21 protein-coding genes are annotated in these 22,539 nt (G+C 44.3%); 10 read left to right on the top strand and 11 right to left on the bottom strand.

Features of this window, described 5'->3' with window-relative positions:
* Positions 1-11 precede the first annotated feature (11 nt).
* Together metQ and L3V23_RS10460 are read left to right on the top strand one after the other, a co-directional pair.
* The gene (gene metQ / locus L3V23_RS10465; protein ID WP_102965392.1) at positions 12-821 is read left to right on the top strand and encodes a methionine ABC transporter substrate-binding lipoprotein MetQ; all 810 of its coding nucleotides are present in this window, start codon (positions 12-14) and stop codon (positions 819-821) included.
* 182 nt (positions 822-1,003) lie between these two features.
* On the top strand, positions 1,004-2,131 hold the full coding sequence (locus L3V23_RS10460) for a GGDEF domain-containing protein (RefSeq protein WP_102964400.1): 1,128 nt from the start codon (positions 1,004-1,006) through the stop codon (positions 2,129-2,131).
* 70 nt (positions 2,132-2,201) lie between these two features.
* On the opposite strand, the gene L3V23_RS10455 is transcribed toward L3V23_RS10460, so the two are convergent.
* Both L3V23_RS10455 and syd read right to left on the bottom strand, forming a co-directional pair.
* A complete protein-coding gene (locus L3V23_RS10455; protein ID WP_102964401.1) occupies positions 2,202-2,978 on the bottom strand; it encodes a Zn-ribbon-containing protein in 777 nt (258 codons plus the stop codon).
* Positions 2,978-3,529 (bottom strand): SecY-interacting protein, encoded by a 552-nt coding sequence (gene syd / locus L3V23_RS10450; RefSeq protein ID WP_102965391.1) that lies wholly within the window; start codon positions 3,527-3,529, stop codon positions 2,978-2,980. The genes L3V23_RS10455 and syd overlap by 1 nt, the downstream gene beginning before the upstream one ends.
* Positions 3,530-3,638: 109 nt before the next feature.
* On the opposite strand from syd, the gene queF reads away from it, so the two are divergent.
* From queF to xni, 5 genes are all read left to right on the top strand, one after another.
* On the top strand, positions 3,639-4,484 hold the full coding sequence (gene queF / locus L3V23_RS10445; protein ID WP_102965390.1) for an NADPH-dependent 7-cyano-7-deazaguanine reductase QueF: 846 nt from the start codon (positions 3,639-3,641) through the stop codon (positions 4,482-4,484).
* Positions 4,485-4,501: 17 nt separating this feature from the next.
* Positions 4,502-6,769, top strand: a complete 2,268-nt coding sequence (locus L3V23_RS10440) for a hypothetical protein (RefSeq protein ID WP_102965389.1) — start codon at positions 4,502-4,504, stop codon at positions 6,767-6,769.
* A 108-nt stretch (positions 6,770-6,877) separates the two neighbouring features.
* Entirely contained in the window at positions 6,878-8,443 is a 1,566-nt protein-coding gene (locus tag L3V23_RS10435; RefSeq protein ID WP_102965388.1) for a GGDEF domain-containing protein, read from the top strand.
* A 376-nt stretch (positions 8,444-8,819) separates the two neighbouring features.
* Positions 8,820-10,178, top strand: a complete 1,359-nt coding sequence (ppnN, locus tag L3V23_RS10430) for a nucleotide 5'-monophosphate nucleosidase PpnN (protein WP_042488915.1) — start codon at positions 8,820-8,822, stop codon at positions 10,176-10,178.
* 87 nt (positions 10,179-10,265) lie between these two features.
* On the top strand, positions 10,266-11,036 hold the full coding sequence (gene xni / locus L3V23_RS10425) for a flap endonuclease Xni (protein ID WP_102965387.1): 771 nt from the start codon (positions 10,266-10,268) through the stop codon (positions 11,034-11,036).
* A 130-nt stretch (positions 11,037-11,166) separates the two neighbouring features.
* Here xni and rlmM read toward each other — a convergent pair whose 3' ends face one another.
* From rlmM to pomA, 7 genes are all read right to left on the bottom strand, one after another.
* Positions 11,167-12,258: a 23S rRNA (cytidine(2498)-2'-O)-methyltransferase RlmM gene (gene rlmM / locus L3V23_RS10420; protein ID WP_102953725.1), complete on the bottom strand. Its 1,092-nt coding sequence runs from the start codon at positions 12,256-12,258 to the stop codon at positions 11,167-11,169.
* Positions 12,255-12,653, bottom strand: a complete 399-nt coding sequence (locus L3V23_RS10415; protein ID WP_102965386.1) for a DUF423 domain-containing protein — start codon at positions 12,651-12,653, stop codon at positions 12,255-12,257. The genes rlmM and L3V23_RS10415 overlap by 4 nt, the downstream gene beginning before the upstream one ends.
* Positions 12,643-13,266 carry an alpha/beta fold hydrolase gene (locus L3V23_RS10410; protein WP_102965385.1) on the bottom strand — a complete coding sequence of 208 codons (624 nt, stop codon included), beginning with the start codon at positions 13,264-13,266 and terminating at the stop codon, positions 12,643-12,645. The genes L3V23_RS10415 and L3V23_RS10410 overlap by 11 nt, the downstream gene beginning before the upstream one ends.
* Complete coding sequence (locus L3V23_RS10405; RefSeq protein WP_042488931.1) at positions 13,259-14,167, bottom strand: transcriptional regulator GcvA; 909 nt, start codon at positions 14,165-14,167, stop codon at positions 13,259-13,261. Before L3V23_RS10405 ends, L3V23_RS10410 begins: the two co-directional genes overlap by 8 nt.
* 391 nt (positions 14,168-14,558) lie before the next feature.
* The gene (thiI, locus tag L3V23_RS10400) at positions 14,559-16,007 is read right to left on the bottom strand and encodes a tRNA uracil 4-sulfurtransferase ThiI (protein ID WP_102953722.1); all 1,449 of its coding nucleotides are present in this window, start codon (positions 16,005-16,007) and stop codon (positions 14,559-14,561) included.
* A gap of 207 nt (positions 16,008-16,214) precedes the next feature.
* Entirely contained in the window at positions 16,215-17,174 is a 960-nt protein-coding gene (locus L3V23_RS10395) for a flagellar motor protein MotB (RefSeq protein ID WP_180980193.1), read from the bottom strand.
* 9 nt (positions 17,175-17,183) lie between these two features.
* A complete protein-coding gene (pomA, locus tag L3V23_RS10390; RefSeq protein ID WP_042488941.1) occupies positions 17,184-17,948 on the bottom strand; it encodes a flagellar motor protein PomA in 765 nt (254 codons plus the stop codon).
* A gap of 350 nt (positions 17,949-18,298) precedes the next feature.
* Between pomA and xseB the strand changes: the two genes are divergently transcribed.
* The 3 genes from xseB to dxs all read left to right on the top strand — a co-directional run bounded on the left by xseB (position 18,299) and on the right by dxs (position 21,410).
* Complete coding sequence (xseB, locus tag L3V23_RS10385) at positions 18,299-18,541, top strand: exodeoxyribonuclease VII small subunit (RefSeq protein ID WP_042488944.1); 243 nt, start codon at positions 18,299-18,301, stop codon at positions 18,539-18,541.
* A gap of 98 nt (positions 18,542-18,639) precedes the next feature.
* Positions 18,640-19,524: a (2E,6E)-farnesyl diphosphate synthase gene (ispA, locus tag L3V23_RS10380; RefSeq protein ID WP_102964411.1), complete on the top strand. Its 885-nt coding sequence runs from the start codon at positions 18,640-18,642 to the stop codon at positions 19,522-19,524.
* A gap of 20 nt (positions 19,525-19,544) precedes the next feature.
* Positions 19,545-21,410 carry a 1-deoxy-D-xylulose-5-phosphate synthase gene (dxs, locus tag L3V23_RS10375; RefSeq protein ID WP_102965384.1) on the top strand — a complete coding sequence of 622 codons (1,866 nt, stop codon included), beginning with the start codon at positions 19,545-19,547 and terminating at the stop codon, positions 21,408-21,410.
* A 71-nt stretch (positions 21,411-21,481) separates the two neighbouring features.
* On the opposite strand, the gene truC is transcribed toward dxs, so the two are convergent.
* Together truC and L3V23_RS10365 are read right to left on the bottom strand one after the other, a co-directional pair.
* The gene (gene truC / locus L3V23_RS10370; protein WP_174435427.1) at positions 21,482-22,216 is read right to left on the bottom strand and encodes a tRNA pseudouridine(65) synthase TruC; all 735 of its coding nucleotides are present in this window, start codon (positions 22,214-22,216) and stop codon (positions 21,482-21,484) included.
* Positions 22,207-22,521, bottom strand: a complete 315-nt coding sequence (locus L3V23_RS10365) for a YqcC family protein (protein ID WP_102965383.1) — start codon at positions 22,519-22,521, stop codon at positions 22,207-22,209. The genes truC and L3V23_RS10365 overlap by 10 nt, the downstream gene beginning before the upstream one ends.
* Between the last annotated feature and the right edge of the window lie 18 nt (positions 22,522-22,539).

Genomic DNA, 22,539 nt, shown 5'->3' with positions numbered 1-22,539 from the left:
AGGAGATTACCATGAAATTCAATCTTAAAAGTTTACTGACCATTGCTGCTGCGGCATCTGCGCTTGTACTAGCTGGCTGTGGTGATAAAGAAGCGGATACCAGCAAAGTAAAAATTGGTGTTATTGCGGGTGCTGAAGCTCAAGTAGCAGAAGTGGCTGCGAAAATTGCAAAAAACAAATATAACCTAGATGTTGAACTTGTAACTTTCACTGATTACGTAACGCCAAACGCTGCGCTTGATGATGGTTCAATCGATGCAAACGCATTCCAACACAAGCCATACTTAGATCAACAAATTGCTGACCGTGGCTACAAACTGGCTATTGCTGGTAATACATTTGTTTACCCAATCGCTGGCTACTCTAAGCAAGTAAAATCTGTTGATGAGATCCAAGACGGTGACCGTATTGCAGTACCAAACGATCCGACTAACCTAGGTCGCTCTCTGCTACTTCTTGAGCAACAAGGTCTGCTAAAACTACGTGAAGACGTAGGTCTTCTAGCTACTGTTCGTGATATTGTAGAAAACCCTAAAAACATCAAGATTGTTGAACTAGACGCAGCTCAACTTCCACGTTCTCTTGATGACGTAGCGCTTTCTATCATCAACACGACTTACGCAAGCTCTATCAATCTGACTCCAGAGAAAGATGGTATCTTCGTAGAAAACAAAGAATCACCATACGTGAACCTGCTTGTTGCTCGTGAAGACAACGTAAACGCTGAAAACGTACAAACGTTCCTAAAAGCGTACCAAACAGACGAAGTAGCAAAAGCTGCATCTGACATCTTCCAAGGTGGCGCGGTTAAAGGCTGGTAATCGATAACCTTTTGTTATCACTATCAGTTATCAAAATAGTAAAGGGCTCCTATTGGAGCCCTTTTGCTTTTTGGGTTCAAAAGATGCTTGTAGGAATATTCCTTTTTCTACCTACAATGGCTTAATTATCGTCATTATTCGCTAAGCTTGAGCACCATTTATTAGACGATTATTTACTCAGCATGCACGACTTATCTCTTTCACTTCTAGAACAAATGAACATCACAGAGCACGAACTCGATCGTCGAAAAGGGCTGATGGACATTACGGAAGAAGATGAAGTTCTGTTAAAAGCATGTGAAGAGTGGTTGTTACCTCTCATCCCAACGGTTGTGCAACAGTTTTACGCACATCAGATAAAAATACCTGAAGTGGCTCTAACTATTGCAGACAAACAAACGCTAGGAGGACTTCACAACGCCATGAAGAAATATGTGGCGGATATTTTCTGTGGTAACTACAACCAAAAGTATGCTGAACAGCGTATAAAAATTGGCAAGGTTCATCAAAGAATGGGGGTAAGCCCTAAGTTCTATCTTGCCAGCGTCCAGCAGATACACTCGTTACTTAATCAAGAAATCAACAAACATTTTGCACAATGTGGTCGCAGCCCGATTTCAACACTCGCTGCACTGCAAAAAGTTATCTATTTCGATAATCAATTTATCTTCGACACTTATATCTCATCGAAAAATCATGAAGTTGATAATGCAAATAAGCAGCTACTTCAGTACGCAAATAGCATAGAAAGACGCATTAAAAAGCGAACCAGAGAGCTTGAAGAACTCTCAATGCGCGATTCTCTCACCGGACTATATAACCAGCGAGCTCTATTAGAAGAACTCAAAAAACTGTGGGCGCTAAGCTTCCGATCTGAGCAACACTTCACCCTGCTCTATATCGATTTGAACAGATTTAAACAAGTTAATGATAATTTTGGACACCTCGCGGGTGACCAAGTGTTGATTGATTTTGCCACTGCCTGCCAAAAGACCTTGCGCCAATCTGAAACAGCAGCTCGATACGGTGGAGACGAATTTATTATTCTATTACCTAACACCAGTATTGATTGTGCAAATGTAGTAGGCCAACGGTTGATCGATGACTTTACACAACGAGTACAACATGACGTAGGGTTAAGTATTGGTGGTGTCTCTTACTATCCTGACTCTGGGTTGAAAGCAGAAGATATTTTGAGTCTCGCGGATAAACATATGTACTCCGCAAAAGCGGAAGCACACAGGACTAACCTCAGTGCAATGAGCTTTGAAGCACGCTGGGACGCCTGCCAAATAACTCACATCGCCTAACACTGCCTCTTCAAAAAAAGAGCCGCTGATTTTAGACCAGCGGCTCTTATTGATTGTTCAAACTTGCCAATTACTTCAGATGATCCCAAGAGATATTGGATACGATTCGGCAGCTATCACATTTGAAATAAAAGATATCATGCAGAGGTTCATCCAGTAGCCATTCCCCGCCACATTTAGGACAAGGGCGTGCTTTTTCATCCGCCAAGCTTTTACCACCAACACGGTATTGATAGTAGTAAGTCGGTATTTTAGTAATGTATTCAATACGTTTACTTAAATCCCAACCACGACGGAATAAGTCACTGTCTACATCGCAAATCTCTTTCAAAGCTGCATGTTCCGCTTTGCAGCCCCCTGCCATTTGTAGCTCGTCACACGCCTGCCACTCTGTCTGCCATTTAACAACTGCCTTATGGTCGCCATTAAACGTCGCTTCATTGCGATAAAGAGGAATCGGCAACAAGGTTTCACCGCTACGCAGTGGAGAACACGTATGAACATAGGTGGTATAAAGAACCTGCCAGCTAGGTGTTTCCTCTTCCGCAGCTTGCTCAGAATTGATGTCTCTGCCCAGCAAGCGAAACTTAGGAGCAAGTAAGCAAGCATCTGCAAGTCGGTTAAAGCACACTTTAACAAAATCAGAATGGTTCTTTGGATGAAGGCTGTCTTTTTCAGGACACACAGCACGAACACTAAATTCTCCATCCCCCATGACGATGGGAAACTCACGACCTAGCACCTGACCGTTGTAGCGCAGTGCATCCATCAATCCATTAATCGCTTTATCTACCGCTGTGATCGTGGTGTTATCAAAACATTCAAACTCTAGCTCAACCACGTACATTATGCGTCTACCTCCGGCTCAAGTTGCAGCAGAAAGCTAGCAACATCCTCACTGAGCACTTGGCGGTTATCTGTGCCTAATTTTTCGAGAATAACGTTGCCAGTCAGATTACAAATCGATACCACTTCCATTTCATCGTCAGTGGTTGCAATAAATACCGTTGGTTTCTGTTTCAAACGACGCTGCATAACCAGATGACCGAGAATGTTCTCTTGCAAACGTTGATAATCTTCATCACTCCAAACTTGCAATAAATTAAGCGCATTGCCATTCCAGCTCGCAGCCATATCCGCACTGTATAGAATGCCGTAAAAAGCATGAATATCTTCATGCAAAGCAATCTCAATACCGTTCTCGACATTAGTAAGATCAGCGACTTCATCTCTGGCAACAGGCTGCCAATACACACTATGCTCAAACTTTTGCTTAACGCACGGCGAAACCCAGTCCGCCAACTCTTCATTTTCAGGTAAATGTTGGTGTGCGGCTTGGTAAGCATCTAGATAGCGCTGACTAAAAGTATGTAAGGCTTCTGCAACAGAATGCGCCATGAAAATCTCCACTGTTCAAATTCGATTGAGCTAACTAGCAGCCCTTTGATGACACAGGCTGCGGTATTGCGTAAAATTCTGTCTATTCTAATCGAATTAAGCATTAAGTATGAGCAAATATTCCGATGCCAAAGAGTTAGCTGGTCTGACTTTAGGTAAAAAAACCGATTACTCACATCAGTATGACCCAACACTACTGCAACCTGTTCCACGTAGCTTAAACCGTGATGACCTGAATTTAGGTAGTGAACTGCCGTTTAAAGGCTGTGATATCTGGACACTTTATGAGTTGTCTTGGTTGAATACCAAAGGTCTACCGCAAGTGGCCATCGGTGAAGTTGCGATTCCCGCTACCAGTGCAAACTTAATTGAGTCGAAGTCGTTCAAACTTTATCTGAACAGCTTTAACCAAACTAAGTTTGAAAACTGGCAACAGGTCGAACAACATTTGATTACGGATCTGTCTGCTTGTGCTGGTGAAACCGTTGAGGTTAAGGTCAAGCCTTTAAGTGATTACACGGCAGAGCCTATTGTCACAATGAAAGGCGATTGCATTGACAATCAAGACATCGAAATTGATAGCTATGATTTCGACGAATCACTACTAGAAGGGGCTGCGGAAGATACTATTGTTAGCGAAACTCTGCATAGCCACCTTTTGAAATCAAACTGTCTGATCACCAATCAGCCGGACTGGGGTAGCGTTGAAATTGAGTATCGTGGTCCAAAAATTAACCGCGAAGCGCTATTACGTTATATAGTCTCTTTCCGTGAACACAATGAGTTCCACGAACAATGTGTTGAGCGTATATTTACGGACATCACTCGCTTCTGCAAGCCAGAGCAACTGACTGTATTTGCTCGTTATACTCGACGTGGCGGCCTAGATATCAACCCGTACCGTTCAACAGAACAAGCCGCACCACAAGACAACAAACGTATGGCTCGCCAATAAAAAGGACACAATTAAGGATGGGATGTATTCGCTGGAAGCGTTGGTTTTCTCTAGCTCTTTTCTTTTTTTCAGTATTTTCACAAGCGGCAACGTATTCATCACCGACGCTAAACGAAGCTGAAAGCTTGATAGAAATATCGCCACAACAAGCTAAAGAACTCACAAGTGAGTATTTAACCGTAAGGAAGATGGCGGAGAAATCCGAGCAAAACCCATCCACCGTTGCAAGAGACGAAACCGACAGCCGTCTGCGCACGCCTGCGAGCACTGTTGCCGCGATGAAAATCCTCGCACAAGCCGAGTTTAATCTCGGCTATCCTATTGCCGCATTTCGACTATTGGATGACGCTTTTAACACCGCGCAAGAATTCAACCTACCCTATTTACAGTTAGAAATTCAGTTACTGCAAATTCGCCTGCGTTGGCTAGATAACGACGATGTCACTGATGCGCGCGAAAAACTGCGTGATATCACACAACAATACGAATCCATCAGAAGCAAAGATTTCCCTGCTCGTGGAATTGGCTACAAAATTAAACTGTTACGGGCTGAAATAGCATCGAAAGCTAATGATGTTGAACTGGCCAACAAACTGTTTATTGAGCTTAAAGAAGACTTGGAGTTTATCCAGTCTGAAGATACGAAGATCGACTATCACATCATGGTCGGCAGCCATTACTTAGACCATGAACGTTACAACCTCGCGCTCTCTGAACTGCTGATAGCTTACTGGAGCTCTATTGAGTCGAACTCAAGTGCCAGACTAGCCAGAACTAACACTTTACTTGCTCAGTTATTCTTTGAGCGACGCGTACTGGATAAAGCCCTTGTTCACCTATCGGAAGCAGCAGATTTTTACGATAACTATGAGAAATCACCAAAGCTTGCCATGGTGTTAAAACGCATGGGCGATGTCTATTTTGATTTAGGAAAGTACAACCTTGCGTTGGTAAACTATTTCAACGTGATTGATCATGAGAACAATAACAACAATATCGAAAGCGTTATAGGAACACGACTCAGTCTCGCCGCCACGTATATTCATCTCTATAACTACCCGCTCGCGGAACAGTATTTACAACGTGCCGAAGACCTTCTTCAGTACGCAGACATCCCTCATCTGAAAGGGAAAGCTGCGCTGCTTAATGCAAGCCTAGCTTACCATCAACATCGAAGCGAACAGGTTATTCTCAATGCTCAGAAAGCATTAGTAATCAGCCAGTCGATTGCTAACCAAGATATTGAACAACAAGCCTATCGCCTGCTCTCTCAAGGTTATGAACAACTCGGTAAGCATTCTCTCGCACTGGAAGCTATGAAACGCAGCTACGTGTTAGAAAGTCTCCATCAGGAAAAACTCAACCAAATCAGCGAAGATGCTTTCCGTCAGCAAAAAGAGTTTGTCGAGCAAACGCTGCACTTAGTGGGTCAGGAAAAAGAACTTAAAGAAACTAAGCGCCAATACTCAAAATTGCAAAAATTGACCTTTACCCTATTTATTGTGGCAGGAGCGTTATTTTTACTAGTTTTACGCCGAAGTTACGTTATTCAGACTCAAAACGAAGAGATTGAAGAACTCAACAACAACTTATTTACTCACTCTCGTTCACGCCTGCGTAACTTACGCATGTTGAATGCAAAACTGCCGAAATCACTGCAAAGAAGTAGTCAAAACTATGAACTTTGGCATGTCGGCGAACTGATTCATGAACCACTGAATGACCGTCTTCGTTTTGCCATGATTGACGTACCGTTCCTGCGTAACATGTATCTTCAACACGGTTATACCGCTGGATTAGAGCTAGAACGAGCGTTTGGAGAATACTTAAAATCAAAAATTGATGAACCGACAAGGCTTTATCATTTTTCTGATTCAAACTTACTCTTTATCGAGCCAAGCACTGACAGAGATAGCCCGCCTGAAGAGATGTTTGAGAAGATTCAGCAGTGGATTCGGGAGTTTCAACCTGAGCGCAAAATTAACCGAATTATTCGAATGGGGATTACCGATTACCCATTTTTGCCAAGAGCTTATACGGCCATTAACGACAAAGAGCTATTGGATATTCTGTTGATGGCAACCAGTGCTGCACGCGAACTAAGCATGAAGGAAAATTGCTCCCATTGGGTGTACTTGAAAGCGATTGATAATGCCCCTGCAGCCAGCTTCGCATCGAGTAACATGCGGAAATCCTGTAAGCACGCTATCAACCAAGGTTTGATAAAAGTCCACTCATCTCACAATAATGAGGAGAATATCAAAAAAATATTAAAAGATGGTTAGTTCCCAGCCGATTAACAAAGAGATACGATGACGTATCAAATAAATTTGCTATTATCGACAGATTAGTAAGTAGGATTAGATCTCCCTAAATATATAGCATTTTTATAAATGGGCGCATTAGAGCAAGATATCCAGATTCAGTTACACCAACTCAAAATGCAGTTGGAACAGACGCGTTTAACACATAGGGATAGCTCGCTCAAATTTAAACTAGAGCAAAAAGTCCTAAAACGAATCGTCGCATCACTCAGTCTTGCCTGTAAAGGTGAGGATAGTCGCCTCAACCAAAATTTGGTCGAATTACGAGAAGCGCTTGAGCAGCAGAAAGATGTCAGCATTTTAATTCCTCGCTTGGCCGTATTGGAGCGCATGTTGAAGAAGCAAACGTTAGACACCGAAAAGCAGAACCAACATTTAGATGAACAGGTAAAGCATAGCGGTGAAGTATTACTACGCATCCCTGGTTTACCGTCTAAAATCAAACGCGATCTTCGTGATCTTCTCAGTTTTTCGACTGGACAGAATCTGTCTAAAGTAGAGCAAGCTTTACGCCTTCTTACTATCTATGAACGCTCAATAAAAATCATCACCTCAAATCCGAATGCCGTCGTTGAAGAGCTGACTCAAAGTGCAGACAAAGAAATACTTCTTAAGTTAAACGAAGAGCTACAACAGCTCATCACTGAGCTTGATTTTGAAGGTGAGTCTGGAGATTTACTGAGTGATATTCGAGCTAAGCTGCTGATCGGTGTTGGCTCACAAGTTTTACTCGAGCTCACACTAGAAGTATTGAAGCTGGTTGTCGCCGGCACGAATTACGAAAGAAAGACGTCTGAAAAGTTTTTAGAGCAGGTGAACGCATCTTTGTCCACCAGCTTAAAAAGTTCTGCATTGAACGTTGAACAAAGCCATAACTATTTCGAACACCGCAAAGATATGCATCGTGAACTGAGTTCTCTGGTCTCAAGAAGTCAGACTGCGGTTCGAGATGGTACTGAAATCAACGCTCTTAAAAACACTTTAAATCCATTAATGAGCGAATTAGCTTCACTCTCTGAACGACTGACACTGGCAGAAGCTCGTGAACAAGCGTTAATTGAGCGTATGGATTACACCAAAAACCAAATGGAAACGCTTTTCGAAGTGACGCAAGATTATCGTCGTCGCCTAGAAGATCAAGCTCAGCGCATGCTGCAAGATCCGCTTACCAAGGTTTACAATCGCACTGCATTTAATGACCGTCTAGAACTCGAATACCGCCGTTGGATTCGCGCACAACACAACCTTCGCGTTGTTATGCTCGATATCGACAAATTCAAAGTGATCAATGACAGTTTTGGTTATACCGCAGGTGATAAAGCACTGAAAATTATCGCTCGCACTATCAAGAACAACATTGAAGATACTGATACTGTAGCGCGCTTTTCTGGTGAAGAGTTTGTGTTGTTACTGCCAGAGCGTTCTGATTCAGAGTGCTACCAGATTGTGCAAAAAATTCAGCGCAGCATTTCCCATTTGCCGTTTAAGTTCCGTGACAAAAACATCACTATCACTTTAAGCGCAGCAAGTACCTTGTTTAAAGACTCTGATTCTCCTGAAATCGTTCTTGAGCGCCTACATTTAGCGCTAAATAACGGGAAAAAATTTGGTCCAAATCAGATCACTTGGAAATAGCAGCAAGCAAGGCACAGCAAATAAAAGTAAACTGAGCGAATTTTAAGCAAACTCACTTCAATTACACGATACATATCACAGTTTATAGAGTATCGTGTTCTCCTTACTATACAAAGCACACTAGATTGAAACTTGAAATATCAACAAGTTAGCTTATTGATACTGATATACCCATCAAGAAACGGATTTGCTGCTTTTTATTCGCGTCTACGCCTTTTTTCATTGCATAGAAAATCATGCTAGTTATGAGGCTCTCGAATCTTCCTACGCACTTTCTGAGCACCTGTTCGTCTTGATTGGTATATGATGTGCTATCTCCACTAGCGTTTAATTAAGGTCCTCGCGATCTTCTTTCCCTCTAAATAAGGAGGCTCTCATGATCACTCAAGTCAGCCCGGCGGGGAGTATGGATTTACTCTCACAACTGGAAGTAGAACGATTAAAAAAAACTGCATCCAGTGATCTTTACCAGCTGTACCGCAACTGTAGCCTAGCGGTACTGAACTCTGGAAGCCATACCGATAACTCAAAAGAACTGTTAGATAAATACACGAACTTTGATATCACGGTAATGCGCCGTGAACGTGGCGTAAAACTGGAACTCACCAATCCGCCAGAACACGCGTTTGTTGATGGCCACATTATCAAAGGGATCCAGGAACATCTGTTCTCAGTGCTGCGTGATATTGTTTACGTCAATATGCACATCGCGGAAGGACAGAAGCTCAATCTCACCAACTCAACACACATTACGAACTTAGTATTTGGTATCTTACGTAACGCCGGAGCGCTTATTCCGGGTACGGCTCCAAACTTAGTGGTGTGCTGGGGTGGTCACTCAATCAACCCTGTCGAATATCAATACACCCGTGAAGTGGGTAATGAGCTGGGACTACGTGAGCTAAATATCTGTACCGGATGTGGTCCGGGGGCGATGGAAGGTCCAATGAAGGGCGCGGCGATTGGTCACGCTAAACAACGCTATGCGGATAAACGCTATATTGGTTTAACTGAACCTTCAATTATCGCTGCAGAGCCGCCAAACCCAATCGTGAATGAACTGATCATCATGCCAGATATCGAAAAACGCTTAGAAGCGTTTGTTCGAATGGCTCACGGTATCATTATCTTCCCTGGCGGACCGGGTACAGCTGAAGAACTGCTGTACTTACTGGGTATTATGATGCATCCGGACAACGCAACTCAGCCGATGCCAATCGTCTTAACTGGCCCGAAAGAAAGCGAAGAGTATTTCCGTTCAATTGATGAATTTATTGGTGAAACGTTGGGCCCAGAAGCCCAGAAACACTACACCATAGTGGTTGATGACCCAGCGGAAGCTGCGCGCATCATGAAAAATGCCATGCCTAAAATTCGTCAACAACGTAAAGACAACGAAGATGCCTATAGCTTCAACTGGTCTTTGAAAATTGAGCCTGAGTTCCAGCTTCCGTTTGAACCGACTCATGAAAACATGGCCAACTTAGATTTGCACCTTAACCAACGTCCAGAGGTTCTGGCTGCGAATTTACGCCAAGCGTTCTCCGGTATCGTTGCCGGTAACGTAAAAGCGGAAGGCATTCGTGAAATCGAACGTCATGGGCCTTTCAGACTTCATGGTGATCCGAAGTTGATGAAGAAGATGGATAAGCTGCTAAAAGACTTCGTCGAACAACATCGTATGAAGCTTCCGGGCGGAAGTGCGTATGTACCTTGTTATCGAATAGAAAGTTAGTCTGTAAACATGAAAGACTAGCTACGGTAGCAATCTCATTGAATTTCATTAGAATAAGGGGCAATCGCTCCTTATTTTTTTGTGTTTATGTCTATTCATCTTGTCATTATTGATGCTCTTAACCTCATTCGCCGCGTTCACTCAGCGCAGCCAGACCCTAATGATATTGAGCGAACCATAAACACAACCACTCGAACACTCGCACGTATAATCAGCGAATCTGAACCGACACATATTATTGCGGTGTTTGATCACCACCTGCAGGACAGAGGATGGCGAGCAGATCTATTGCCGTCTTATAAAGAAGGCCGTAAGCCGATGCCTGAGCCCTTACAGCAAGGATTAGATCGTATTCAACAAGCTTGGTGGGAATTAGGCATTGATTCACTGCTTTCTGAAGGCGATGAAGCGGATGATTTGGTGGCAACGCTGGCGTGTAAAGTGGCAAGCCACAATGAAAAAGTCACTATCATTTCCACTGATAAAGGCTATTGCCAGCTGCTCTCTCCCACATTGCAAATCAGAGATTATTTCCAGCACCGCTGGTTGGATGCACCTTTTATTCAAAAGGAATTTGGGGTTAAGCCTTCACAGCTTGCGGATTACTGGGGATTAACAGGCATCAGCTCCAGTCAAGTTCCCGGCGTTGCTGGAATAGGCCCTAAAGCTGCCAAAGAGATCCTGACTCAGTTTGCTAGCATTGAGGAAGCCTTTGCGAGTTCGGAACTTGCCCCCAAATACCGCAAAAAGCTCGACGAACATATTGAAATGGCGCGTATTTGTAAGCAAATCTCCACGCTGAAGACCGACATTGAACTTGGCTTTAATCTTCAAGACATTCGCTTTAACAAAGAGTGACTAGCACATACACAAAAAACGCGCTTAAGGCGCGTTTTTTTGTATATATGGCTATCTTCTAACCAATTGAAACTGCAAGTACAAGTCAGGTTAATGAACGCACCCCCTACAGCTTCAATTTAGACGAGGATTAGTGTGGAGAGATCGTTTTTAACGTCTGCACATGCACGGTAATTTCTTCACGGTCATGATAAAGATGTTTCGCCTGAAGCTTGAACTTAACATTATGATCTTTTAGGAAAATCTTTAAGTTCTCAATATCTTGCAGCACTTCATCGTAACGACCTTTCATGGGCAGTTTAAGGTTAAAGATCGCTTCTTTCGCCCAACCGCTAATGATCCACTCGCCCATCAACTGTGCCACACGAGAAGGCTTTTCAATCATGTCACAAACCAACCAAGTCACGTTTTTACGTGGCGGCTCAAATTTGAAACCATCAACCATATGATGTTTTACCTGACCGGTTTCCATCAAACTGTCTGCCATCATGCCGTTATCGATAGCATGTACGAACATTGAACGTTTAACGAGTTGATAAGTCCAGCCGCCTGGGCACGCGCCCAAATCAACTGCCCACATGCCCGACGCTAAACGGTCATCCCACTCTTCACGTGGAATAAATACATGGAATGCTTCTTCCAACTTTAGTGTTGAACGACTTGGCGCATCCGCTGGGAATTTCAAACGCGGGATGCCCATAAAGAACTTAGAATTGTTCTGGCTGTATGAGTAACCGACGAAACAATGACCAGACTTAACAAAACACACATGCAGAACAGGCCGTTTGGCGTTGTCTTTTGCAGTCAGGATACCTTTACCACGCAACGCTTGGCGCAGTGGCACAGTGAACTTACGACAGAATTTCAGCAGTTCTTTCGCTTCATTAGTATCTGGCGTTTCAACACGAACATCTCCGCACATTGGAAATGCTTCGATGTCAGCAAGTTCAGATAAAATCGGCGAAATACGGTCTTCTGTTGGTAAAGCAGTAAACTCAGCCGCCACAGCAAACATCTGGCGAGAGAATATCAGCGCCTGAAAATCGATGTTCTTGATCAGTTTGTCTGCATCGCCGTCTTGGTAGCACTCAAACAAAACAAAGCCTGAGTTGTTAACGACACGAGGGAAACCAAAAACCTCAAGTTGGGTTGCTTTATCTTGGATCTCGCCTGCGCACTCTTTTTCAAAGCCCGCACGACAATAGAGCATCACTTGTTTCACTGTTTCACCTCATCAAAATTTATGGCAGCCAAAATAAACATCACCCAGCCAATCATAAAGAGTAGACCACCCATTGGAGTAATTGGTCCAAACCACTTTATTCCTGTTAGCGCTAGCGCATATAAGCTGCCACTAAAACAAAAGATGCCGATGATAAAGCAAATCGCCGAGCGGCTAAAATACTTTTGCGCTTTTTCACTGCGAGACAAAACCAGCAAAATGCCACAAGCAATCAAAGCTGCCGCATGGATGAACTGATACTGAACCCCTGTTTGGAACACTTCTATCTGATACGGCGTGACATACGCCTTTAACCCGTGAGCAGCGAATGCTCCCAACGCAACGGCAATACCAGAAAACAAACCACCTAAGGTGAGCAAATACTTACTTTTCATTGTTCAGTTCCAGAATAAATTGAGTTAAATGTTCCACGGCAAGAGCAATATTACTGACTTCAGTATGACCGGATGACTTGCGAGGTTTGAAGCTGTGGTCGCCATCGGGGATGAATTCAATCTTTACTTGGTTGCTAAACTGGAAGCTCGAACACTCTTCACGACTACCAAAAGTATCGCGCTCACCTTGTAATATCAGACAAGGTTTTTCCAATGAAGCCAAATGCTCGCCCTTGTACTTGTCAACTTTACCCGGCGGATGAAAAGGAAAGCCCAAACAAGCAATACCTTTGACCATAGGGTTATCGCTTAGCATCGAAGCCATTCTTCCGCCCATGGATTTACCACCGATAACAATCGGTTGAGACGCATGCTCGGCAATGACTTGTTCGAATGCTTCCAGAAGTTTCGGCGCGCGGTCCGGCGGTCGACGTTTACCATCTTCCGTTCGTTTTACCATATAAGGAAAATTAAAACGCACGACACGAATGCCTTTACTTGCGAGTCCTGTTGCCACTTGCGACATAAACTCGTGATCCATATCTGCACCCGCACCGTGGGCAAAAATAAACAGAGGGGAGCTCTCCTCCCCCTCTATTCTTACGTTATTCATCTAATATGACCTCTTGCTCGCTACGTGCTTTCTTCAGCATCCAGTCGCGGAATGTCGCGATACGCCCCATATCCGCTTGCTTCTCATGACAAACCACATAGAAGGCGTTCTTAGTCATTAACACTTCATCAAACGGTGCCACAAGGCGGCCTGCGTCGATTTCTGGTTGTGCCAATACGTTGTTCCCCAATGCAATGCCTTGCCCGTGAACAGCCGCTTGTAGCACCATGGTTGAGTGGCTAAAGATTGGTCCGTGATTCACGTTTACACCGTCGATATGATTCTCTTTGGCGAACTGTTTCCAGTCTCGACGTGAAGTATCGTGTAACAAAGTGTGTAGAGGAAGATCGCTTAATGAGTTCAGTGGCTTCTGACCCAGCAACAAAGAAGGCGAACAGAGAGGAATCAAAAACTCTTGATAGAGTTTGTCAGCACGTAAACCGGGCCAGTGACCTCGTCCATAATAGATAGCGACATCCACATCATCGGTCAGCGAGCCTTCTTCCATATCAACCGCTTTAATCCGTACATCAATATCCGGTTGCTGCTGGTTAAAGTCGGCAAGCCGAGGCACTAACCACTGAATGGCAAAGCTCGGAGGAAGACTGATGGTCAACGCACCTTTTTCACTACGTTCCAATAACTTATCTGTCGCTTCAGCCAATGAACCAAAGATATCTTTGATGTCCAAAAAGTACGCTTGTCCCTCTTCGGTAAGCAACAAAGAGCGATTACGACGACGAAATAGCTTTAAGCCGAGAAACTCTTCAAGAGCCTTGATTTGATGACTCACTGCAGCTTGAGTCACAAAAAGTTCTTCTGCTGCACGAGTAAAACTCAAATGACGAGCGGCGGCTTCGAACACTTTCAGTGAGTTCAATGGAGGTAATCGTCTGGACATGGTTCAATCCTATGTATTGTTCCCAATATTCATTAGTTTTTTTTATCTGAAACATTATAAATTGTCCATTGCTAACCAGCCAGAGAAAAACTATATTTCGTCCGGTAATATGAGCCTGAACGGCTTGATTCTCCTGAATCAATTGGCTTTATTATTACGATGTTGTGTTTGCATACTCGATTTTCGAGTTAGGTAGAATTCTACCACCTGTTTTGTGCAGTTATCCCCTGTTACAAAGCATATACTTCCTGTATTTATTTTGACCTGTCTGTCAAATTTTTAGCACCGCCTATTGGCGGTGTTTTTTTATGTCTGAATATCTGGCAAGCATAAAAAAACGTAACCTGAATCAACAGGTTGCGTCTTTTCTATTTAGAGTATCAGCTAACGCTTATGGGCGATAAACTTTCACGTTCTTGAAACCTTGCTCTTGCAAGTACAGAGCTTGTAAACGGCTCATCACGCCACGTTCACAATACAATAAGTAAGTCTTAGACTGATCAAGATCGCCAAACTGAGTAGAAAGTTTGAAGAAAGGAATGTGCTTCACTTCTACACCATCAATCTCTAGCGGCTTATCTTCTTGCTCATCTGCACTACGAATATCAAGTACAACCGCGTGTTCCTGAACCGCTGCAACTTGCTCTACTTCAGGCGCTTGCTCTTGGCTCTCTTTCTCAATGTCACGGATATCCATAACACGAGCGTCGTACACTACTTTGTCCAGAATAGAGAAATCGAATTTCGCTTCTTCCGCTTCCAATTTCGCTTTCACCGCTTTAACCGTCGGGCTCTTCGAGATAACCCCACAGTATTCTGGCATTGTTTTGGCGAAGTCTTCAGTGCCGATTTCACGAGCAAGCGTGATGATGTCTTCTTTATCCCAGTTAATCAAAGGGCGAAGAATCAAGGTATCAGTCACACCATCGATATGGCGCAGGTTAGTCAGAGTCTGGCTTGATACCTGACCCAATGCTTCACCTGTAACCAAAGCTTCAATATTGAATTTTTCTGCGACCTGACCAGCTGCACGCATAAACATGCGCTTAAGAATAACGCCCATTTGGCCGTCATCTATTTTCTCAAGAATTTCCGCCACAACCGGTTCGAAATCAACAGAGATGAAACGCACCTTGGCAGAAGAGCCATATTTGTTCCATAAGAAGTGGGCAACTTGCTTAACACCAATCTCGTGAGCAGGGCCACCTAAGTTGAAGAAACAGTAGTGAACTTTTGAGCCACGCTTAATGTGTAAGTAGCTTGAAACACCCGAATCAAAACCACCAGAGATCAGGCTAAGTACATCTTCTTGAGTACCAAGAGGAAAGCCACCTAACCCTTTGTAACGTTTGATTATCTGGTTGAGCAACTCATAGTTAACTTCAACGTTAATCGTCACATCAGGATTGGTTAGCTTAACTTTTGCGCTTTCAACCGCTTGGTTTAGACCGCCACCAACGTAACGCTCAAGCTCGATTGAAGAAAAATCGTGCTTACCACGACGCTTAGCTCGAACCACGAAGGTTTTGTTTTCAATCAGATGACGGCTAGTTTCAAGCACTTGCTCGTAAATATCGTGAAGATCTTTGAATTCTGACTGCTTAACTTCCAGAACTTGTTGAATACCCGGAGTTCTAGTCAAAATTTCCAGCGTTTCATTAAAGAAGCGGTCACTTTCTGACGTCACTTCAATGTGATCACGACGGTTAAATACAGCAACGCCTGTCGTACGGCTCTTTACGATATTGCGAATATTAGACTCAAGAATTTTCGTGAAGCGCTTACGCACCGACTCACTTTTAACAAAGATTTCTGGATGGGGCTTAACAATAAATTTCATAAGTGTCTTCGCAATTAAAGTATTAACGTAATAGTAGCTTGTACTTAGCTACATCTCTGAACTCAGCAATAACGCTAATTTCATCGACGACCAGAGTGGGTATCACTAAGGGGGCGAGATTATACACGATAATGACGCAACGATAAAAGCGCGCCAAAGAAAAAGGCAAGCCTGATGCTTGCCTTTGAACTGTATTTCGTCGCTTAGCTATTGAATTGAGCCAGCTTGCGCTGATGGTATTTCATCACTGTACATCGGCTCGCCCTGCATAATGCTGATTTCCACACGACGGTTACGAGAGCGTTGAGCAGCGGTGTCATTAGGTCCCAAAGGCTCAGTATCTGCCATGCCTCGTACCCGCAAGCGCTGATGTGAGAAGCCGCGCACCGATTCCATCTCTTGAGCGACCGACACGGCACGCTGAGAAGAAAGATCCCAGTTTGAACGATACAATTCCGAATCAATTCTCTGGTTATCAGTGTGACCAGAAACCCGAACGATACCCGGAACATCTTTAACCAGATCGGCTATCTGACGAACCAAAGGACGGAACTTAGGTTGCAAGAAAGCAGAACCTTCAGGGAATGCGCCTTTCTCACGAATGCGGATAACAATCTGCTGACCAAGGTTATCCACTTCGATTGCACCTTGCTCGATTTCCCGTTGCAGCGCGTTCTTAATGGTTTCCATCAAGGTCTCAGTCGCTTCAGAAGCTGCCTGAGATTGCTGTTGCTGAGATTCCGACTCAGTATTTTGATTGTCTTCGGTCGATGTTTCTGGGGACTGACCGCCAGTCATATCGCCAGCATCACGCATAGTACCACCAGCACGATCTTCGTCCCCTTCGTGGAACTCTAACGTCTGCTGAGTGATGTCTATGGTTTGCTGCATAATCACATCGATAGGTGTAGGCTCAGGACGCCCCGGACGGAACTCCTGAGCAATGATGCTGGTACCTTTTGGAATGTCTTTCACTTCCAGACGGTTTTGCACACCAAAAGCAAATTTCATCGAGCCGGCAATCTGCTTGAACTTCAGTACGTCCATTTCCGAAAACGAAAGCAGCAGTACGAAGAAGCACATTAACAGGGACATTAGGTCGGCAAATGTCCCCAACCAAGCGGGAAGCCCCGGAGGTGGACATTTACACTTTTGGTCATCCATCATTTGCTCCGGTTATTCGCTATCAATATCAAGAGCTCGTTTGCCCTCGTTGAGGTAGTTCTTCAAGTAGCTGTCAATCACACGTGGGTTTTGACCATCTTGGATTGCCAGCACACCATCCATAATCAGACGGCGATTTAATGTTTCTTGTTCACGACGAAGCGATAACTTGTCTGCAATTGGGAAGAACACCATGTTCGCAAGAACCGCACCGTATAGCGTGGTTAAAAGTGCAACCGCCATTGCAGGACCGATGGCTTTCGGGTCATCCATGTTCGACAACATCGCGACCAGACCAACAAGAGTACCGATCATCCCCATCGCTGGTGCAACGTCACCAAATGCGCGGAAAACACCCGAACCAAATTCGTGTCGCTCATCCGTTAATGCAATGTCTTTTTGTAGAGTTGCGCGAACCACATCCGCGTCATGACCATCTACCAGTAAATCAATGCCCTTTTGCATAAAGCTGTTACTGATTTCCATCTCTTCCAAAGCAAGGAAACCACCTTTACGTGCAGCGTCAGCCATTTCTACGATTTTTGCGATCAAATCTTCTGGTTCATCGGCTTTGAACATGAATGCTTTACCAGCAATTTTAGCAGCTCCAAAAAACTGCCCCATGGTAAACTTCATCAAAACAACAAACGTAGAGCCACCGACAACAATAAGAATTGAGGTTACGTCGACGAACATCGTTAGGCTTCCACCTAAAACCATCGCCATAATAACGAAAGCTAGGCCACCAATCAGACCTATCAGCGTAGCTAAATCCACGAAGCACTCCTCAGACAATATGTTCGCATTGATTAGAGCCGAACGACTCTCAGTTATTCTCTTATCGACAAGAGAATCAAATTCTTAAATAGAAAATTGACGAAAGGACACTTGTGCCTCAATTACGCCAACAACAAGTTTATACTTAAAGCGTGCCAATATGCACCTTCGGTATTCATAGATTGCACAAAATGCTCATTAATTACGAATAACGCACCACCGTGAATTTTCATATTCGTTATCGGTATCGACTAAAAACCTCCGTAATTCTGACAAAATTGGTTGGTTAAATTTGACCATCAACACAGGCTAAGGTAACTTTCGTGCATCTTTCCCAAGGCAATAATATTATGGCGAGTAAAAAACCAGAAAACATGTCTTTCGAGGCGACCATTGAAGAGTTAGATCAAGTGGTCGAGCAGCTAGAAAATGGTGATTTAACACTAGACGATGCACTGAAAAAATTCGAACGTGGTATCGCTCTTGCTCGCTCAGGTCAAAGTAAACTGGATGAAGCGGAACAGCGTGTTAGCATTCTGCTAAGCAACACAGATGATGCGCCACTCAGTGAATTTAACGAATTACCTGAATAACTGATATTCATTGTTCTTAACTATTTATTGTCTCTAGTCGTTTTTGTCTCTGATTGATAATGCGACTAGCGGCTGAACGAAACGTTTAAGAGTGTCCTATGATTGAGGCTCTAACCTCTTATCAACAACGAAATAATGAGCAGCTTGACCACTGGTTAAACCGCCTGCCCAACCAAGACTTAGCGCTGATTGAAGCAATGCGTTATGGCTTACTGCTGGGCGGTAAACGTGCTCGCCCCTATTTGGTCTATATAACAGGCCAAATGCTAGGTTGCTCTATTGAAGATATAGACACCCCTGCATCAGCAGTGGAGTGTATCCACGCGTATTCACTTATCCATGACGATTTACCGGCCATGGACGATGATGAGCTACGCCGTGGTAAGCCGACGTGCCATATTAAATTCGATGAAGCAACGGCGATCCTAACCGGTGACGCCCTGCAAACCTTAGCATTTACCATTTTGGCCGAAGGTACTCTGTCTGAAGAAGGCGAAGTCAATCGTATCAAAATGGTTCAGGTACTTGCTGAAGCTTCAGGTGCACAAGGTATGTGTTTAGGACAAGCACTCGATCTTGGTGCAGAGAATCGTCTTATTTCGTTGCAAGAGCTCGAAACAATTCATCGCAATAAAACCGGTGCACTTATGCGTTGTGCGATTCGTTTAGGGGCTTTAGCCGCAGGCGAGAAGGGCTTACAAGTTCTGCCACAGCTTGATAAATATGCCGATGCCGTTGGCCTCGCATTTCAAGTACAAGACGACATTTTGGATGTCATCGGCGATACCGAAACTTTGGGTAAACCTCAAGGTTCAGATCAACAGCTCAACAAAAGTACGTACCCAGCTCTATTAGGATTGGACGGAGCGATAAATAAAGCCCAAACTCTGTTACAGGAAGCACTTCAAGCACTTGAAGCCATTCCTTACAATACAGAATGTCTTGAAGAGTTCGCCCGATACGTCATCGAGCGCAAAAATTAACACTATAAGCGCGCATAATTATGACTCTTGATATTTCAAAATATCCAACATTAGCTCTGGCAAATACGCCGGACGAATTACGCAGTCTGCCTAAAAACATTCTGCCAAAGCTTTGTGATGAACTCAGAACGTATCTGCTTAACTCTGTTAGTCAATCAAGCGGACACCTAGCTTCTGGCTTAGGTACTGTTGAACTAACAGTGGCGATTCACTACGTCTACAACACGCCATTTGATCAGTTGATTTGGGACGTGGGTCATCAGGCTTATCCGCATAAAATCCTGACGGGGCGTCGTGAGCAAATGCCTACGATTCGCCAAAAAGATGGCCTTCATCCTTTCCCTTGGCGCGAAGAGAGCGAATACGACACCTTGTCTGTCGGTCACTCATCGACATCTATCAGTGCTGCTTTAGGCATGGCTATTTGTGCTGGCAAAGAAGGCGCTGATCGTAAGACCGTCAGCGTGATTGGTGACGGCGCGATTACCGCTGGTATGGCATTTGAAGCCATGAACCACGCTGGTGACGTTCACCCTGATATGCTGGTTATTCTCAACGACAACGAAATGTCGATTTCAGAGAACGTTGGCGCACTGAACAACCATCTTGCTCAGGTGCTGTCAGGCAGTTTGTACACTTCCATTCGTGAAGGCGGTAAGAAAGTTCTCTCTGGTATTCCACCAATCAAAGAATTGGTTCGTCGTACGGAAGAGCACCTGAAAGGCATGGTCGTTCCGGGAACGCTTTTCGAAGAGTTGGGCTTTAACTATATCGGCCCTGTTGACGGTCATGATGTGATTGAACTGGTCAAAACATTGAAAAACATGCGTGAGCTTAAAGGCCCGCAGTTCCTTCATATTATGACGAAAAAAGGCAAAGGTTATGAACCAGCGGAGAAAGATCCGATTGGTTACCACGGCGTGCCTAAGTTCGACCCAAGTCATAGCAGCTTGCCTAAGAGCTCAAGTACCAAACCGACCTACTCGAAGATCTTCGGTGATTTCCTGTGTGATATGGCTGCGCAAGATCCAAAACTGATGGCAATCACACCTGCGATGCGTGAAGGCTCTGGCATGGTTCGCTTCTCGAAAGAGTACCCATCTCAATACTTCGACGTGGCGATCGCTGAGCAACATGCCGTGACATTAGCAACAGGTATGGCAATCGCTAAATACAACCCGATTGTGGCGATTTACTCAACCTTCCTGCAACGCGGTTACGATCAGTTGATTCACGACATCGCTATTATGAATCTACCAGTGATGTTTGCTATCGACCGTGCAGGGCTTGTCGGTGCTGATGGTCAGACTCACCAAGGTGCATTCGATTTAAGCTTTATGCGTTGCATCCCGAACATGACCATCATGGCTCCGGCAGATGAAAACGAATGTCGTCAAATGCTGTATACCGGTCATCAACATCAAGGCCCGAGTGCGGTCCGCTACCCACGAGGCAACGGTATGGGTGTTGAAATCAAGCAAGAGTTTACTGCGCTTGAAATCGGTAAAGGTCGCATGATGCGTCAAGGTGAAAAAGTGGCGATTCTAAGCTTCGGTTCCCTACTTCCTTATGCACTGGAAGCGGCTGAAGAATTGAATGCAACCGTGGCTGACATGCGATTCGTCAAACCATTAGATGAAGCACTAATCAAAGAACTTTCAGCGAGCCACGATATCATTGTGACACTGGAAGAGAACGTGATTGCAGGTGGCGCAGGCGCAGGCGTTGTTGAGTTTATGATGAAAGAAAAAATCATCAAGCCGGTGCTGAATCTTGGTCTTCCTGACCAGTTCATTGCTCAAGGAACCCAGGAAGAGATGCATGCTGAACTTGGTTTAGACGGTGCTGGCATCAAAACTGCCGTAGAATCCTACCTGAATAAGTAATCCAATAAGATTATTGCTACGAAAAAGCCTTCTCAGAGAGAAGGCTTTTTGCTTTGTGTAAGACCTGCAATTTAAGGCTGTGGATGGTTCCACTCAAACTCAGCAAACAACTTTTGCCAGCTTTCATCAAAAGAAGCCTTTAATACCAACTCTTGCTTAGTGTACGGATGGACAAAACGCAGTTCGCTGGCGTGCAGCAATAAGCGATGACAATCGTACTCTTCGCGATACAAGCGGTTATGTTTACCATCACCATGCGTGGTATCACCAACAATTGGATGACGAAGATGCGCCATATGACGACGCAACTGATGTTTACGCCCTGTCTTAGGCTTCATTTCAACTAAACAGTAGCGAGTAGTTGGGAATTTTCCGGTTGAAAACGGCACTTCCACTTTGGCAAGTGGTTGGTACTCGGTCACCGCAGACTGTGCTTCTTTATCTTGCTTGGCAAACTTATCGGCAATTTTATCCAGCTCTTCTTTGAGCGGATAATCCAGCACATCGCCCTCTTCAATCCAACCACGGACAATTGCATGATACGTTTTCACCATTTCATGATTAGCAAACATCGGCATAACGTTGGAAGCAATTTCGCTCGATAACGCAAAAACCAGCACACCGGACGTCGGTCGGTCTAAACGATGCAAAGGAAAAACATGCTGACCGATTTGATCTCGCAATGTCTGCATCACAAACTGAGTCTCATGCTTGTCCAGCCATGAACGATGCACCAACATTCCCGCAGGTTTGTTTACCGCCACCAAATACTCATCTTGGTAGATAATTTCCAACATTACTGACATACCCTATCAATATGGTTGACCACCAGCAAAACAGCCTGAAACTGATCTTGATGCTTCCAGACTTCCTCAAAATAAGGCGACAACTCAAACCCTCTTGGAATCGCTTGTCCTTCATCAAGTAACTTCTGCATTGTTGGGATAAAAACCCATTGAAGCCACTCATGCGGGTCGAGCGTATCGATGGAAAATGGCTCAACACTTTGCATCGCTTCCAAGCTCGGAGGCGTTGACTGCCATACTTCACATTGGCGCATTTCAGCTTCTAACTGCTCCAATGCTTGGGCCAGTTTTGTGTTAATTGTCATGATTCACCAAGTTTATTG

It is taken from the genome of Vibrio sp. A1-b2, assembly GCF_021726015.1.
Lineage (GTDB): Bacteria > Pseudomonadota > Gammaproteobacteria > Enterobacterales > Vibrionaceae > Vibrio > Vibrio diazotrophicus.
The sequence above is the reverse complement of the archived record's forward strand: the minus strand, read 5'-3'. Positions and strand labels throughout refer to the sequence as shown.

Excerpts from the sequence above, each read along its gene's own strand:
- metQ (WP_102965392.1), top strand. The coding sequence starts at position 12 with ATGAAATTCAATCTTAAAAGTTTACTGACCATTGCTGCTGCGGCATCT.
- xni (WP_102965387.1), top strand. The coding sequence starts at position 10,266 with ATGTCTATTCATCTTGTCATTATTGATGCTCTTAACCTCATTCGCCGC.
- xseB (WP_042488944.1), top strand. The coding sequence starts at position 18,299 with ATGGCGAGTAAAAAACCAGAAAACATGTCTTTCGAGGCGACCATTGAA.
- dxs (WP_102965384.1), top strand. The coding sequence starts at position 19,545 with ATGACTCTTGATATTTCAAAATATCCAACATTAGCTCTGGCAAATACG.
- ispA (WP_102964411.1), top strand. The coding sequence starts at position 18,640 with ATGATTGAGGCTCTAACCTCTTATCAACAACGAAATAATGAGCAGCTT.
- ppnN (WP_042488915.1), top strand. The coding sequence starts at position 8,820 with ATGATCACTCAAGTCAGCCCGGCGGGGAGTATGGATTTACTCTCACAA.
- L3V23_RS10405 (WP_042488931.1), bottom strand. The coding sequence starts at position 14,167 with ATGTCCAGACGATTACCTCCATTGAACTCACTGAAAGTGTTCGAAGCC.
- syd (WP_102965391.1), bottom strand. The coding sequence starts at position 3,529 with ATGGCGCATTCTGTTGCAGAAGCCTTACATACTTTTAGTCAGCGCTAT.
- L3V23_RS10410 (WP_102965385.1), bottom strand. The coding sequence starts at position 13,266 with ATGAATAACGTAAGAATAGAGGGGGAGGAGAGCTCCCCTCTGTTTATT.
- L3V23_RS10435 (WP_102965388.1), top strand. The coding sequence starts at position 6,878 with ATGGGCGCATTAGAGCAAGATATCCAGATTCAGTTACACCAACTCAAA.
- L3V23_RS10460 (WP_102964400.1), top strand. The coding sequence starts at position 1,004 with ATGCACGACTTATCTCTTTCACTTCTAGAACAAATGAACATCACAGAG.
- truC (WP_174435427.1), bottom strand. The coding sequence starts at position 22,216 with ATGTCAGTAATGTTGGAAATTATCTACCAAGATGAGTATTTGGTGGCG.
- L3V23_RS10365 (WP_102965383.1), bottom strand. The coding sequence starts at position 22,521 with ATGACAATTAACACAAAACTGGCCCAAGCATTGGAGCAGTTAGAAGCT.
- L3V23_RS10455 (WP_102964401.1), bottom strand. The coding sequence starts at position 2,978 with ATGTACGTGGTTGAGCTAGAGTTTGAATGTTTTGATAACACCACGATC.
- L3V23_RS10440 (WP_102965389.1), top strand. The coding sequence starts at position 4,502 with ATGGGATGTATTCGCTGGAAGCGTTGGTTTTCTCTAGCTCTTTTCTTT.
- queF (WP_102965390.1), top strand. The coding sequence starts at position 3,639 with ATGAGCAAATATTCCGATGCCAAAGAGTTAGCTGGTCTGACTTTAGGT.
- thiI (WP_102953722.1), bottom strand. The coding sequence starts at position 16,007 with ATGAAATTTATTGTTAAGCCCCATCCAGAAATCTTTGTTAAAAGTGAG.
- L3V23_RS10415 (WP_102965386.1), bottom strand. The coding sequence starts at position 12,653 with ATGAAAAGTAAGTATTTGCTCACCTTAGGTGGTTTGTTTTCTGGTATT.
- L3V23_RS10395 (WP_180980193.1), bottom strand. The coding sequence starts at position 17,174 with ATGATGGATGACCAAAAGTGTAAATGTCCACCTCCGGGGCTTCCCGCT.